This window comes from Pseudophaeobacter sp. EL27 (assembly GCF_900313025.1).
Classification (GTDB): Bacteria; Pseudomonadota; Alphaproteobacteria; order Rhodobacterales; family Rhodobacteraceae; genus Pseudophaeobacter.
On sequence record NZ_OMPQ01000009.1, the window covers coordinates 115,789 to 129,393 of the forward strand.

At 60.6% G+C, this 13,605-nt stretch carries 12 protein-coding genes and 1 riboswitch; of the genes, 7 read left to right on the top strand and 5 right to left on the bottom strand.

Going from position 1 to position 13,605, the window contains the following annotated elements; all coding sequences use genetic code 11:
• Window positions 1–284: 284 nt before the first annotated feature.
• From bioA to bioB, 4 genes are read right to left on the bottom strand one after another with little or no spacing between them, the layout of a single operon-like run.
• Window positions 285–1,583: an adenosylmethionine--8-amino-7-oxononanoate transaminase gene (gene bioA, locus ED661_RS08290; protein WP_122073460.1), complete on the bottom strand. Its 1,299-nt coding sequence runs from the start codon at window positions 1,581–1,583 to the stop codon at window positions 285–287.
• On the bottom strand, window positions 1,583–2,206 hold the full coding sequence (bioD, locus tag ED661_RS08295) for a dethiobiotin synthase (protein ID WP_122073461.1): 624 nt from the start codon (window positions 2,204–2,206) through the stop codon (window positions 1,583–1,585). The genes bioA and bioD overlap by 1 nt, the downstream gene beginning before the upstream one ends.
• The gene (locus ED661_RS08300; protein WP_122073462.1) at window positions 2,203–3,372 is read right to left on the bottom strand and encodes an 8-amino-7-oxononanoate synthase; all 1,170 of its coding nucleotides are present in this window, start codon (window positions 3,370–3,372) and stop codon (window positions 2,203–2,205) included. The genes bioD and ED661_RS08300 overlap by 4 nt, the downstream gene beginning before the upstream one ends.
• Window positions 3,369–4,409 (bottom strand): biotin synthase BioB, encoded by a 1,041-nt coding sequence (gene bioB, locus ED661_RS08305; RefSeq protein WP_122073463.1) that lies wholly within the window; start codon window positions 4,407–4,409, stop codon window positions 3,369–3,371. Before bioB ends, ED661_RS08300 begins: the two co-directional genes overlap by 4 nt.
• 204 nt (window positions 4,410–4,613) lie before the next feature.
• Window positions 4,614–4,740: riboswitch (TPP riboswitch) on the top strand.
• 122 nt (window positions 4,741–4,862) lie between these two features.
• Here bioB and thiC point away from each other — a divergent pair.
• From thiC to ED661_RS08340, 7 genes are read left to right on the top strand one after another with little or no spacing between them, the layout of a single operon-like run.
• On the top strand, window positions 4,863–6,689 hold the full coding sequence (thiC, locus tag ED661_RS08310; protein ID WP_122073464.1) for a phosphomethylpyrimidine synthase ThiC: 1,827 nt from the start codon (window positions 4,863–4,865) through the stop codon (window positions 6,687–6,689).
• Window positions 6,686–7,651 (top strand): FAD-dependent oxidoreductase, encoded by a 966-nt coding sequence (locus ED661_RS08315; RefSeq protein ID WP_122073465.1) that lies wholly within the window; start codon window positions 6,686–6,688, stop codon window positions 7,649–7,651. The genes thiC and ED661_RS08315 overlap by 4 nt, the downstream gene beginning before the upstream one ends.
• Window positions 7,648–7,845 carry a sulfur carrier protein ThiS gene (gene thiS, locus ED661_RS08320; protein ID WP_122073466.1) on the top strand — a complete coding sequence of 66 codons (198 nt, stop codon included), beginning with the start codon at window positions 7,648–7,650 and terminating at the stop codon, window positions 7,843–7,845. Before ED661_RS08315 ends, thiS begins: the two co-directional genes overlap by 4 nt.
• Window positions 7,846–7,848: 3 nt before the next feature.
• Window positions 7,849–8,616, top strand: coding sequence for a thiazole synthase (locus ED661_RS08325; RefSeq protein WP_122073467.1), 768 nt, complete (start codon window positions 7,849–7,851; stop codon window positions 8,614–8,616).
• Between the two features lie 14 nt (window positions 8,617–8,630).
• A complete protein-coding gene (locus ED661_RS08330) occupies window positions 8,631–9,221 on the top strand; it encodes a thiamine phosphate synthase (RefSeq protein ID WP_122074070.1) in 591 nt (196 codons plus the stop codon).
• The gene (locus ED661_RS08335; RefSeq protein ID WP_122074071.1) at window positions 9,221–10,189 is read left to right on the top strand and encodes a HesA/MoeB/ThiF family protein; all 969 of its coding nucleotides are present in this window, start codon (window positions 9,221–9,223) and stop codon (window positions 10,187–10,189) included. The genes ED661_RS08330 and ED661_RS08335 overlap by 1 nt, the downstream gene beginning before the upstream one ends.
• Window positions 10,186–10,923, top strand: a complete 738-nt coding sequence (locus ED661_RS08340) for a hydroxymethylpyrimidine/phosphomethylpyrimidine kinase (RefSeq protein WP_122073468.1) — start codon at window positions 10,186–10,188, stop codon at window positions 10,921–10,923. Before ED661_RS08335 ends, ED661_RS08340 begins: the two co-directional genes overlap by 4 nt.
• A 27-nt stretch (window positions 10,924–10,950) precedes the next feature.
• Here ED661_RS08340 and ED661_RS08345 read toward each other — a convergent pair whose 3' ends face one another.
• Window positions 10,951–13,422: a response regulator gene (locus ED661_RS08345; RefSeq protein ID WP_371412420.1), complete on the bottom strand. Its 2,472-nt coding sequence runs from the start codon at window positions 13,420–13,422 to the stop codon at window positions 10,951–10,953.
• Between the last annotated feature and the right edge of the window lie 183 nt (window positions 13,423–13,605).

Sequence of the window (13,605 nt, forward strand, 5' to 3'; positions counted from 1 at the left end):
TCCCTGAGTGTGGCCGGGTATGCCACAAGTTTTTGAACGTTTTGCGACCCATTGTCGAGGGTTTGCGGCGCTTTCCGGTAAATTTCTTAATTCTTGGTTCAACTTTCTGAACGGAAAGCCAATAAACGAATCCCCGAGCACCTTCCGCCCCCTCCAACATTGGCAGCAAAGAATCCCGCAATTGAGGAAAGACTTGCCCCCACAGGAGGGGCAAGTCCCAGGCAGGGAACACCGGGCAAGGTTGCGACCTCGTCGGGGCCTGTTTCGCGTAGGAGTCGTGCCGGTTACAGCTCCTGCGCCAGATGCAGCATGCCAGCGGTAATCTCGCTCAGCTGCGCAGGCGTGGTTACAAAGGGCGGCATCGTATAGATGTTCTTGCCAAAGGGACGCAGGAACACGCCCATTTCATGGGCCAGCGCATGGGCCGTATCAGCCGAGACCACATGGTTCATTTCAATGACACCAATGGCTCCCAGCACCCGAACGTCATGCACATTGGCAAGGGCACGTGCGGGCTCCAGCTCCTGTTTCAGCTGGTCTGATATTGCCGCCACCCCTCCGCGCCAGTCCTGCCCGGTCAATAAATCCAACGAGGCCTTCGCCGCTGCGCAGGCCAGCGGATTGGCCATATAGGTGGGCCCATGCATAAAGATGCCCGGACTGCCATGGCCGATGCCCAGCGCGACGCGATCATTGGTCATGGTGCAGGCAAAGGAGATATGCCCCCCCGTCAGCCCCTTGCCAAGGCAGATGATATCCGGCTCTACGCGACAGAAATCTGTGGCAAACAGCTCACCTGTGCGGCCAAAGCCGGTGGCGATCTCGTCAAAGATCAACAGGATGCCCAGGTCATCACAAAGTGCGCGCGCCTGGTTGAGGTATTCGGGATGGTAGAAGTACATGCCGCCGGTGCCCTGGACCACAGGTTCCAGGATGAACCCGGCGATTTTCTCGGCATTGGCCTCCAGTACGGAACGCAGCTCACCCAAGCCGTTTTGTGCCGGATCTTCGTTCCAGTCCTGCCCCAGGGTGATTGGCGGGCGGGAGACAAAATGCTGCACGCTCAGCGCGCCCTGGAACAGGTGATGCATACCGGTGTCCGGGTCACAGACGCTCATCGCCTTCCAAGTGTCACCATGATAGCCCGAGCGCACGGTGGCAAACTGACTGCGCCCTTCAAACCCCTTGGCGTGCTGATATTGCACCGCCATCTTCATCGCCACCTCAACCGAGACCGAGCCAGAGTCGCAATAGAAGATCCGCGTCAGGCTGTCGGGTGAGATCTCCAGCAGCTTGCGTCCCAGATCGATGGCCGGGTCATGGGTCAGCCCGCCAAACATCACATGTGGCAGGCGGTCCAGTTGGTCATGGATGGCCGATGTGATCGCCGGGTTGCGATGACCATGCATCATGCACCACCAGGACGACATGGCGTCAATCAACCGGGTGCCGTCCTCAAGGGTGATATGCACGCCCTCGCTTTCCTTCACCACAAAGGTGGGGCCGGGTTTGGCGACATTGGTATAGGGATGCCAGAGATGCTGCTGGTCAAACTCCAGCTGGCTCAGATCCGATGCACTCATCACAACGCCTCCCTTATCAGATCCAGATTGATGTGTTCTGCAAAGGCCTCAGTCAAGGTTGCGCCGCCAAGGGTCTCGATCATCGGCAGCCGCCCCAAATGCGGCACTTTGCCAAACTGCAGGATGGTTTCCTCAACCTCGGGCTCAGCATCACCAATGAAGGCCACCCCCACCACGTCACAGCCCGCATCGCGCAGCACCTTGAGGGACATGAGTGTGTGGTTGATCGTCCCCAGCTGGGTCCGCGCGCAGAGGATAACCGGCGTGCCCCAGCGGGCAAAAAGATCCAGATAGAGCATCTCGCGGTTCAGCGGCACCATCAACCCGCCGGCCCCTTCGACCACCAGCGGGCCCTCGACCTGCGGCAGCGTGAGCCTATCGGGGTCAATCACCACCCCCTCGGCCTCGGCCGATAGATGTGGCGAGGCGGGCAATTGCAGCAGATAGCCCTCAGACAGCGGTGTGACACCGGAGAGCCGCGCCACGATCTGGCTGTCGGTTTCTTCTTCCAGACCAGACTGCACCGGTTTCCAGTAGCTGGCTGTTAGCGCCTGCACCAGACCGGCAGAAAAGATGGTTTTGCCGATGCCGGTATCGGTCCCAGTCACCACCAGGGCATTCATGCAACCTGATCCAGTGCATAGGGCCGCAGGTTTGACTGCGCCAGCTCACTCGCCAGTGTCTCAAACAGCTCGGTGATCACCGGTTTTGTCAGGGTGCCGGTCAGCGAAATCCGCAAACGCGAGGTCCCCTTGGGCACGGTAGGTGGGCGAATGCCGCGCACGTCAAAGCCCTGCGCCTGTATCCGTTCGGCCAAGGCCATGGTCGGCTTGTCCTCACCAATCACCACCGGCAGGATCTGGCTCCGATAGCCGCTGAGCCCGCAGAGACGGGTGGCCTCGCTATGGGCATGGGTAATCAAATCCCAGGCACGCGCGCGCCGCCCTGCATTTTCGGCCAGATCGCGCAGCGCCACCCGCACCAGAGCCGCATTCAGCGGCGAAGGCGCGGTGGCAAAGATAAAGCCACGCCCACGATTGACCAGAAACTCGATCAGCACCTGGGCGCCGCAGATCAGCGCACCAGACACGCCCAGCCCCTTGCCGCAGGTATGCAATGTCAGCACCCAGGGGTTCTGCGCATAGTCATGCGCCAGACCCCGGCCCAGATCACCAAACAATCCGGAGGCATGGGCCTCATCCACCACCAGAACCGCCGCCTCGCGTTCCGCCAGCGCCGCAAACTCCGGCAAGGGCGCCAATGTGCCCTCCATTGAGTAGACAGATTCCACCGCGATCCAGATCTGACCGCTGCCGCCTTCGGCGCGCCAGCTGGCGATCTGCGCCGCCGCATCTGCGGGGCTGTTATGAATGAAGCTGCGGCGTTCCGCTCGGCCCAGACGCATACCATCATGGGTGCTGGCATGGATCAGCGCATCATAGAGCACCAGATCGCCCCGCTGCGGCAGGGTCGAGAAGATCGCCTGATTGGCGTTGAACCCGCCGCCCATAAACAGCGCCGCCTCGGTGCCAAAAAACGCCGCCGCCTCAGCTTCCAGCACCACATGCTCATCCGCATTGCCGCGCAGCAGACGCGAGCCACCTGCGCCTACGGGCACACCGCGCTCCAGCGCCTCCAGCGCCGCAGTTTTCAGGGTCTGACTCTGTGCCAGTCCCAGGTAATCGTTTGAAGAAAAATCATGCCCCGCACGCGGGATCAACCGGCGAAACCGCCCCTGCTCACGCAGATCTTCCAGCCCGGTGGTATGGCGTGGGAAAACGTCGCTCATACCGAAGCCTCCTCGCGGGTTTCAGCAGAGCGCCCAGGGCAGATATTGGCCTGCGCCTCATCATGGCTGCCGTCAGACCCCACGCCCATGGCGGTGATGCCCAGCTTGTCGAACAGGATCTGGTCCTTGTCTTCCTCGGGGTTGTCTGCCGTCAGCAGCGTGTCACCAACAAAGATCGAATTGGCGCCGGCGAAGAAACACATGGCCTGCAGCTCATCGGTCATATCAGTGCGCCCAGCCGAGAGCCGCACATGGGATTTCGGCATCAGGATCCGCGCCAGCGCGATGGTGCGGACAAACTCAATCGGATCCAGCTTGGCCACATCGGCAAGCGGCGTGTCGGCCATCGGGATCAGCATGTTCACCGGCACCGAATCCGGGTGTTCCTCCAGCGTGGCCAGGGCCAGGATCATATCGATGCGGTCCATCTGCTGCTCGCCCATGCCAACAATACCTCCAGCACAGACCTTCATGCCCGCCTCGCGCACCCGGTTCAGGGTGTCGATGCGATCCGTAAAGGTGCGGGTGGTGATGATCTCGGAATAATAGCGTTCGGAGGTGTCGATATTGTGGTTGTAATAGTCCAGCCCCGCGTCGCGCAGCCGGAAGACCTGATTGTCATCCAGCATGCCCAGGGTCATGCAGGTCTCCATGCCCAGATCCTTGACGCCCTCGATCATCGCTTCCAGCGCCGCCATGTCGCGGTCCTTGGGCGAGCGCCAGGCTGCCCCCATGCAATAGCGTGTCGCTCCGCCCTCCTTGGCCTTGCGGGCCTCGGCCAGAACGCGCTCCACCTCGATCAGCTTGCTGGCCGAAAGTTTCGCACCATTGCGAGCCGACTGCGAGCAATAGGCGCAGTCCTCGGCGCAGCCGCCGGTCTTGATGCTCAAGAGCTTGGACTTCTGCACCTGATTGGGATCGTAGTGCTGGCGGTGCACGGACTGCGCCTCGAACAACAGATCCATGAAGGGCTTGTTGTAGATCTCTTCGGCTTCGGCGCGGGTCCAGTCGTTTCGAATAGGGGCAGCGTCCAGCATGGGCTCTCCTGAGGGGTCACAGTGTTGAAATTGAGGGCGCTGAGCCCGGTTGCGTTTTTATAGATAATTTAACCTCAACCACCAAGAGCTTATATTGCAGCGCGGCAATTTCACGCCTCAACCATCGTTACATACTGTTTATTATAGATTATTTTTATCTATTTAAATTCTTGTTGACCTTCCCCCCGCCGCTCCCCTAGGTCTTAGCCTACGCAGGGGAGTCCCACCGAGGGGACTGAGAGGCTGACAGGGCAGAGCAATCTGGCCGGTGACGCGACCCTTAGAACCTGACCCAGTTGACACTGGCGTAGGAAGCTAGGACGCATTGCTGCAGGACCTCGTACCCCCTGCCGCCCTCGCGTTCCGAACCGGGAGGGCTGTACATCCTCCCCGCGCCTCCCAGCCAAGCCTCATCTGGTGACTTTTTTGAGTATTGGCTCGAGGAGCACCAAAATGAACGTAGCTACCCCCAAGATCACCCCAAAGGTGACAACCGGCGCCCTGCCCGCATCGCGCAAGATCTATGTGCCGGGTGAAATCCACAGCGACATTCGTGTCCCCATGCGGGAGATTTCCACCCACCCAACGGCGGGCGAAGCGCCGCTACCGGTCTATGACAGCTCCGGCCCCTATACCGACCCCGAGCAGACCACGGACATCCGCCAGGGGCTGGCGCAGCTGCGCCGCGACTGGATCCTGGCCCGTGGCGATGTCGAGGAATATGAGGGACGCGAAATCACCGATGCGGACAATGGCTTTGTCTCAGGGGAGCGCCTGACGCCTGAATTCCCGGTCAAACCAAAACCGCTGCGCGCCAAGGACGGCAAGGCTGTCACACAGCTTGCCTATGCCCGGGCGGGCATCATCACGCCAGAGATGGAATTCATCGCCATTCGCGAAAACCAGCTGCGCGAGACCTCGCCCTGTCATCGCGATGGCAATGACTTTGGCGCCAATATTCCCGACTATGTGACCCCCGAATTTGTCCGTTCCGAAGTGGCTGCCGGGCGCGCCATCATCCCCGCCAACGTCAACCACCCCGAGATCGAGCCGATGATCATTGGCCGCAACTTTCTGGTCAAGATCAACGCCAATATGGGCACCTCGGCGGTCACTTCCTCGATGGAAGAAGAGGTCGACAAGCTGGTCTGGTCGATCCGCTGGGGCGCCGACACGGTGATGGATCTCTCTACTGGGCGCAACATTCACAACACCCGCGAATGGATCGTGCGCAACAGCCCCGTGCCCATCGGCACCGTGCCGATGTATCAGGCGCTGGAAAAGGTCAATGGCATCGCTGAGGACCTGACCTGGGAAGTCTTCCGTGACACATTGATCGAGCAGGCCGAACAGGGCGTTGACTATTTCACCATCCATGCGGGCGTGCGCCTGCACATGGTCCCGATGACCGTTGAGCGCGTCACCGGCATCGTGTCACGTGGTGGGTCCATCATGGCCAAATGGTGCCTGCATCACCACAAGGAGAGCTTCCTCTACGAGCACTTTGAGGAAATCTGCGACATCTGCCGCCAATATGACGTCTCCTTCAGCCTGGGCGACGGCCTACGTCCCGGCTCGATCGCCGATGCCAATGACGCGGCGCAGTTTGCTGAGCTGGAATGTCTGGGCGAGCTGACCAAGATCGCCTGGGCCAAGGACTGCCAGGTGATGATCGAGGGCCCCGGTCATGTGGCCATGCACAAGATCAAGGAAAACATGGATAAGCAGCTGGAATGCTGTGACGAAGCGCCCTTCTATACGCTTGGCCCCCTCACCACCGATATCGCACCGGGCTATGACCATATCACCTCTGGCATTGGTGCTGCGATGATCGGCTGGTTTGGCTGTGCCATGCTCTGCTATGTGACGCCAAAGGAGCACCTCGGCCTGCCGGACCGTGACGATGTGAAGGTGGGGGTGATCACCTATAAGATCGCCGCCCATGCGGCCGATCTGGCCAAGGGCATGCCCGGTGCACAACGCCGCGATGATGCCCTGTCGCGCGCCCGGTTCGAGTTCCGCTGGGAGGATCAGTTCAACCTCTCGCTGGACCCGGATACTGCCCGCGACTACCACGACCAGACTCTGCCCAAAGAGGCTCATAAGGTGGCGCATTTCTGTTCCATGTGCGGGCCCAAATTCTGCTCGATGCGGATCAGCCACGACATCCGCGCTGAGGCCCAGAAGGAAGGTATGGAGGCCATGGCCGCCAAATTCCGCGAAGGCGGCGAGCTCTATGTGCCTGCACCTGAAGGTAAAGCGCTGGAATCTGAGACATGATCACCATCGCGGGGGCGGGGCTTGCGGGCCTCGCCTCCGCTTACGAGCTGCTGCAACGCGGCGCTGAGGTCACCCTGTTTGAGCAAGGCGCAGGGCCCGGCGCGGCCAGTGTTGCGCGCTTTGCCGGGGGGATGCTGGCGCCCTACTGCGAGCGTGAAAGCGCTGAAGAAGAAGTGATCACCCTCGGCAGCCGCGCCTTTGAGTGGTGGGCCAAGATCACCCCCGTGCACCGGCGCGGCACGCTGGTGGTGGCACCCCGGCGCGACCGGGCAGAACTCACCCGGTTTGCCCGCCGCACCAGAGGCCATCAGCTGCTGGAGGGGGGTGAGATTGCCGAACTGGAACCCGCCCTGTCAGGACGTTTTGCCAGCGGTTTGTTTTTTGAAGATGAGGCACATCTCGATCCTCGGCGCGCCCTGTGCGATCTCAGCACCGCCGTGGAAAACCTTGGCGGAGAAATCCGCTATGACACTCCGGCCCCTACGCGGGTGGATCTCGATTGCACCGGCATGGCTGCCGCCCTGCCAAAGCTGCGCCCGGTGCGCGGGGAAATGGTGATCCTGCATTGCCCGGAGGTTGAGATCAGCCGCACCCTGCGGCTGCTGCATCCGCGTATCCCGCTGTATCTGGTGCCGCGCGATGATCAGCATTTCATGATCGGTGCCACCATGGTCGAGAGCAACTCATCCCGCCCGGCCTCGTTACGGTCGGTCACCGAATTGCTCAGCGCCGCCTTTGCCCTGCACCCCGCCTTTGGCGAGGCCAGCGTGGTTGAGCTGGGCGCCGGCCTGCGCCCCGCCTTTGCCGACAACCTGCCCCGCCTGTTTGAACGCGACGGCGTGCTTCACCTCAACGGGCTGTATCGCCACGGCTTTTTGCTGGCCCCTGCGATGGCGCAACGTGCCGCCGCGAGGCTGATGCCGCAAACTGCCCAAACCCCTGCCATGGAGCGCACCGGATGAAAATCACCGTGAATGCAAAACCTCATGATATCTCCGCCGCCACTCTGGACGCGGCCCTGACGGAGCTGGGATTGATCAGCCCGGCCTTGGCAACCGCCCTGAACGGCGCCTTTGTTTCGCGTGCGAAACGTGTTGATACACAGTTAACCGAGGGCGACCGCATTGAAGTGCTGGCGCCGATGCAGGGAGGCTGAGCCATGCAGTTCTACGGCACCGAACTGACCTCGCGCCTGTTTCTGGGCACCGCGCAATACCCCTCTCCCAAGGTGCTTTGTGAGGCGATCACCGCCAGCGGCACCGAGGTGATCACGGTCTCGCTGCGCCGCGAAAGTGCTGCTGGCGCAGGCACCGGGTTCTGGCAGATGCTGCGCCAGACCGGCGCGCGTATCCTGCCCAATACCGCCGGCTGTCATACCGTGCAGGAGGCGGTGACCACGGCCCAGATGGCACGCGAGGTCTTTGATACAGACTGGATCAAACTGGAGGTGATCGGCCATGCCGACAGCCTGCAACCGGATGTCTTTGCCCTGGTCGAGGCCGCGCGGATCCTCAGCGGGGATGGCTTCAAGGTCTTTCCCTATACCACCGAAGATCTGGTGGTGGGGGAACACCTGTTGGAGGCGGGCTGCGAAGTCCTGATGCCCTGGGGCGCGCCGATTGGATCGGGTCAGGGCTTGCGCAATCCCGATGGGCTGCGGGCCATGCGGGCCCATTTCCCGGACACACCTCTGGTGGTGGATGCCGGCATTGGCCGCCCCTCGGATGCGGCGGCTGCAATGGAGCTGGGCTTGGATGCGGTGCTGCTCAATACCGCCGTGGCCAAGGCCGGGGATCCTATCGCGATGGCGCAGGCCATGGCCCAGGCGGTGAGGGCTGGTCAGATCGGATATGCGGCCGACCCCATGCCGCGCCGCGATATGGCGGTGCCCTCGACCCCGGTTCTGGGGCTGGCGGACCTGAAATGAAGGAACAGCAGATGATGGAACAGTTTTATCTGATTGTAGGCCATGTCGGCCGGTTGGAGCTCTTGGTGCCACAGGGGGCCAAATTGGTGCAGCTGCGGATCAAGGATGAACCGGAGGCAGAGCTGCGCCGCCAGATCGCCCGCGCCCGCGATTTCTGCGCCGTGCATGGCGCCCAACTGGTGGTCAACGACCATTGGCAGCTGGCGCTGGATCTGAACTGCAACTTTGTGCACCTTGGCCAGGAAGATATGGAAACGGCGGATTTTGCCGCCCTGCGTGCCGCCGGCATCCGCTATGGGCTCTCGACCCATGACGAGACAGAGCTGGAGCGTGCCCTCAGCCATGATCCGGCCTATGTGGCGCTGGGGCCGGTCTATCCGACCCTGCTGAAGAAAATGAAATGGGGACCTCAGGGATTGGAGCGCGTCAGCCGCTGGAAAGAGATCGCAGGGAACACACCCCTGGTCGCCATCGGCGGGCTGACACCGGAGCGCCTGCCGGGTGTTTTTGCCGCCGGCGCGGATAGCGCGGCGGTGGTGACGGATATTCAGCTGGCCGATGACCCCGAGGCACGCTGCCGTCAATGGGCAAAGGCCTGCGCCTGATGTCACGCTATGCCCGCCAGATGGTCCTGCCCGAGGTCGGCGCTGCGGGTCAGGCCCGATTGGCCCGCGCTCATGTGCTGGTCATCGGCGCTGGCGGGCTGGGCGCACCGGTGCTGCAATATCTGGCGGGTGCCGGTATCGGCAGGATCACCCTGCTGGATCCTGACACCGTGGAGGAAAGCAATCTGCACCGTCAGGTGCTGTTTTCCATGGCAGATATCGGTCAGCCCAAAGTCAGTGCAGCCCGCAAGCATCTGCTGGCGGCCAACCCCGGTCTAACCCTGCACACCCATGTCGAGGCGCTCAGCGCGGCAAATGTTCAGCGTTTTTTGGCCTCGGTGGATCTGGTGGTGGATGCAGCCGATAGCTTTGCCACCTCCTACATCTTGTCGGATGCCTGTCTGGACCACGGCCTGCCGCTCATCTCTGCTTCGGTACTGGCCCAACGGGGCTATGTTGGTGGCTTTTGTAGCACCGCGCCCTCGCTGCGCGCCCTGTTCCCCGAATTGCCGGAAAGCGCCGCCAGCTGTGCGAGCGCCGGCGTCATGGGGCCTATGGTTGGTGTCATCGGAGCCCTGCAGGCGCAGATGGCGCTAAAGACCCTCTTGCAGCACAGCCCCTCGCCGCTGGGGCGGCTCATCCAGATCGAGATGACAGATATGAGCCTGAGCAGCTTTGACTTTCACACCGCCTGTGAGCCGGAAAACCCGCTGCGCTTTACCAGTCCCGAGTTGATCCAAACGCAGGCACAGGTGATCGATCTGCGCCCCATTGAGGAAGCTCCCCAGCCTGCCACCCCCAGTGCCCGGCGCATCCTGCCAGAGGACTTGGCCACGGCAGGATTGGTCCCGGAACACGCAACGGTGCTGTGTTGTCGATCAGGAGTGCGGGCCTGGCGCGCCGCGCGCAGCCTGCGGGCGCAGGGTTTTGAAAAATTGGAAATCCTTGCCCTCGGAGACCAGACATGAGCCGCATTCTGGTGGTGGCGGGCACTGATAGCAGCGGTGGCGCTGGTCTGAGCCGTGATATTGCCATGGCGCAGAGCCTGAATTGCTCTGTCTCACCTGTCGTCACCTCTGTAACCGTACAAACCAATCAAGCGCTGATCGCCAGCCATGCTATCCCGCCTAAGATCATTGCGGCACAGATCAAAGCCGCCTTTGATCCAGCTGGTCAGATCCCAAAGGCCATCAAAATTGGCATGATCGGCACCCCAGAGGCCGCAAAAAGCCTGGCCCGGTCTCTGCCTACCGGGGTTCCCATCGTGCTGGACCCCGTCCTCAAAAGCTCATCAGGGGGCGCCTTGATGTCTTTGGAGACACTCGCGCCACTATTGCCAATGGTGACGCTGCTCACGCCAAACCTGGAAGAAAGTGCCCGGCTCTGCGGCACCTGTTACAGCCCAGAGGACCCACCAGACTTCACCGTGATAGAGCTTCAGGCCCAGAGGATACTCGACAGGGGCGTCGCAGCCGTGCTGATCAAAGGCGGCCATGGCAAGGGCGCGCGCAGTACCGATCATCTGTTTACCACAAAAACCCACCGGGCCTTTACAGCGCCCCGCCTTGCCATCAACAAACGCGGCACTGGCTGTAGCCTGGCGACCGCCCTCGCCTGCGCCCTTGCCCAAGGGAAGTCTTTGGAAGAGGCTTGCGGTACAGCAAAGTCCCAACTCACCCAGTGGCTTGGCACTGTGGACTAAGCCGCCCCCCCTTTGCACCGCCAAGGGTCAGCCGGACAGGCCCGGCGTCTCGTCCTGACCGATCCGCAACATGGTCAAGGTTTGCAACAACACGGATTTGCTGATGGGTTTTTGCAGGAAGTAGTCCATTCCCGCCGCCAAGCAGGCCTCGCGGTCGGAGTCAAAGGCGTTTGCAGTCAGCGCAACGATCACCGGCTGATCCATATCAAGAGCCCGGATTTCCCGCGTCGCGGCCAGCCCGTCCAACTCCGGCATGGCCATGTCCATGAGGATGATTTCGGGGGCCTCTTGCTGACACATGTTGACCGCCTGGCGGCCATTATGCGCCTCAAGCAGGGTGATCCCCAGATCGGCCAGATATTTGCTGATCAGCAGGCGATTGGTTCTGTTGTCTTCCGCCAGCAACACCCGACAGCCTGCCAAAGCCGCCGTGTCCATTATCGCTTCGACCCGAGTAACAGTGCTGCAGCTCTCCGCCTGTTCCAATTGAATGTTCAAAATGAAGCATGATCCATTTTCCTTAACTCGGCACAGATCAATGCCACCGCCCATGCGTTTGGCCAGGATGCTGGAAATCGTCAGCCCCAAACCAGTGCCGCCAAAGGCCCGCGTGGTAGCCGCATCCGCCTGCTTGAAGCGGTCAAAAATATACTCCGCCTGACTGTCGGAGATGCCAATTCCAGTGTCTTCCACAGCAATCGTCAGGCGGTAGGGATCCTCATCATCGCAACTGACCTTGATATCTACGCCACCTTCAGAAGTGAATTTCACGGCATTGCCAATGAGGTTCACCAGAATTTGCCGCAATCGACCATCATCCCCATGCACCCGTTCCGGCAGGTCTTGGGCAAAATTCACCGAAACCCACAGGCCTTTTTCACGGGCTTTGGGCCGCAACAGATTGACCGCGCCAGCCACACAGTTGCGCAGATCAAAATCAACCGGGCTGATCGCCAGGCGCCCCGCTTCGAGACGGGACAGGTCAAGAATGTCATTAATGATCTTCAGCAGCGCATTTGAGGAATCCTGAATGGTACTCAGATATTCCTTCTCCTCCGAGCCAAGATCAAATTCCGACATCAGCTCCGCCATGCCCAGGATGCCATTCATCGGCGTTCTGATCTCATGGGACATATTGGCGAGGAATTCTGATTTGGCCCGATCAGCGCTTTCGGCAGCGGTCTTGGCGTCATTCAGATCATTGTTGCGCTGCAACAAGGCCGCATTGGCCTCGATCAGTTTTTCGCGCAGATGCACATCGCGCGTGACATCCAGATTGACCCCAATCATCCGCAACCAGCCATCGCTATCGGCATAGGCGGTGCCCATGCTGCGAATATGGCGTATTTCGCCGCTGGCCAGAACGATGCGGAATTCCGAGGTATAGCTGCCCCCGGCATGAGAGGCCTTACGGTGTTCAAAAACCGCCTGCTCGCGATCATCCGGGTGCAAACAGCGTTCCCAGGTTCCAATCTCAATCGGATCATTGAGTTTGAACCCATAGATTTCACGCAGGTTCGGATCCCATATGGTATCGTCGGATTTTGTGTTCAGCTCCCAAATGCCGATCTTGGATATATCCACCGCGATCTCAAGCCGACGGGACAGGGTTTCCAACTGACGTTCGCGCCGCTTCAGCGTCCAAATGACATCGCGCCGCGCCGCCGACAAACGGCCCGCTGTGTAAATAGGGACAACAATCAAGACACCCGCCACAAAGATCACCAGACGCCAGGGCCAGGGGTTAACCTTGCGGGCTGACCAGCCCCCCTTGGGCCGCGCTACAATCTGCCAGGATCCAACCGGCAGCGGGATATCCAGGGTCACCGGGTTATCCGTGAGAATGGACGGGTCGCCAAAGAACTGCGCCCCCTCGGCCCCCATTCCGTCCAGCCCAATCAGTCCAACTTCGATCCCCAGATCAGGAGCGTTGAATCCATGTACCTGATACAGCGGTTCGGCTTTCATCACCGAAGACAAGATACCCCAGAACCGGCGGTTTTTCCCGGATCCGGTGAACACCGGAAACCGACCAATAAAGGCCTCGCCGCCCTGTACCAGTTGCACCGGCCCGGCGAGGACCATTTCTCGGCTATCACGCACCTTATAGGCCGCTTCTCGTTGAGCGTCGTTCTTATTGTAGTCCAGCCCCAGGGCCGCCGTGTTGCCTGGCAGCGGATAGATCATCGAAATCACCAGATCCGGTGCGGCAGCAACATGGCTGATGCCGGACCGTGTTCCGAGGACCATTTCCCCCAGCTGGGTAAAGCGTTCCTGCGTCATATCCGGTTCGGTAGAAAGCACTGCAACCAATCCGCGCACCAGTTGGATATCCGCGTTCAGCGCGCCTTCAAGACTGGATTGCAGCAAACTTGCTTCGCGGCGTACATCTGCCCGCAGCGCTTGGTTGTGAATGGTCTGGTTTTGCCGTTCCGAATAATATCCGGCAGCGACAACCATGACCAAAGCAATCAAAACGGGGATATAGGCGCGTTTCAAGAGCCCACCGATAGGTTTTGTCGAAGGACCTCTCACGGAACAAACACCACGCAACCTCTCCCGTTCGACCCTACCTATAGAAGGCCAAACCCATTCACCAATACCTTGTCATACCCTCTGACATTTGCCGCACAGGTGTTCACATTCGCTTAACAAAGCGCGCATGCCGTGATTATCTTTGCA

Excerpts from the sequence above, each read along its gene's own strand:
- ED661_RS08315 (WP_122073465.1), top strand. The coding sequence starts at position 6,686 with ATGATCACCATCGCGGGGGCGGGGCTTGCGGGCCTCGCCTCCGCTTAC.
- ED661_RS08300 (WP_122073462.1), bottom strand. The coding sequence starts at position 3,372 with ATGAGCGACGTTTTCCCACGCCATACCACCGGGCTGGAAGATCTGCGT.
- bioD (WP_122073461.1), bottom strand. The coding sequence starts at position 2,206 with ATGAATGCCCTGGTGGTGACTGGGACCGATACCGGCATCGGCAAAACC.
- ED661_RS08340 (WP_122073468.1), top strand. The coding sequence starts at position 10,186 with ATGAGCCGCATTCTGGTGGTGGCGGGCACTGATAGCAGCGGTGGCGCT.
- ED661_RS08335 (WP_122074071.1), top strand. The coding sequence starts at position 9,221 with ATGTCACGCTATGCCCGCCAGATGGTCCTGCCCGAGGTCGGCGCTGCG.
- bioB (WP_122073463.1), bottom strand. The coding sequence starts at position 4,409 with ATGCTGGACGCTGCCCCTATTCGAAACGACTGGACCCGCGCCGAAGCC.
- thiS (WP_122073466.1), top strand. The coding sequence starts at position 7,648 with ATGAAAATCACCGTGAATGCAAAACCTCATGATATCTCCGCCGCCACT.
- thiC (WP_122073464.1), top strand. The coding sequence starts at position 4,863 with ATGAACGTAGCTACCCCCAAGATCACCCCAAAGGTGACAACCGGCGCC.
- ED661_RS08330 (WP_122074070.1), top strand. The coding sequence starts at position 8,631 with ATGGAACAGTTTTATCTGATTGTAGGCCATGTCGGCCGGTTGGAGCTC.
- bioA (WP_122073460.1), bottom strand. The coding sequence starts at position 1,583 with ATGAGTGCATCGGATCTGAGCCAGCTGGAGTTTGACCAGCAGCATCTC.
- ED661_RS08325 (WP_122073467.1), top strand. The coding sequence starts at position 7,849 with ATGCAGTTCTACGGCACCGAACTGACCTCGCGCCTGTTTCTGGGCACC.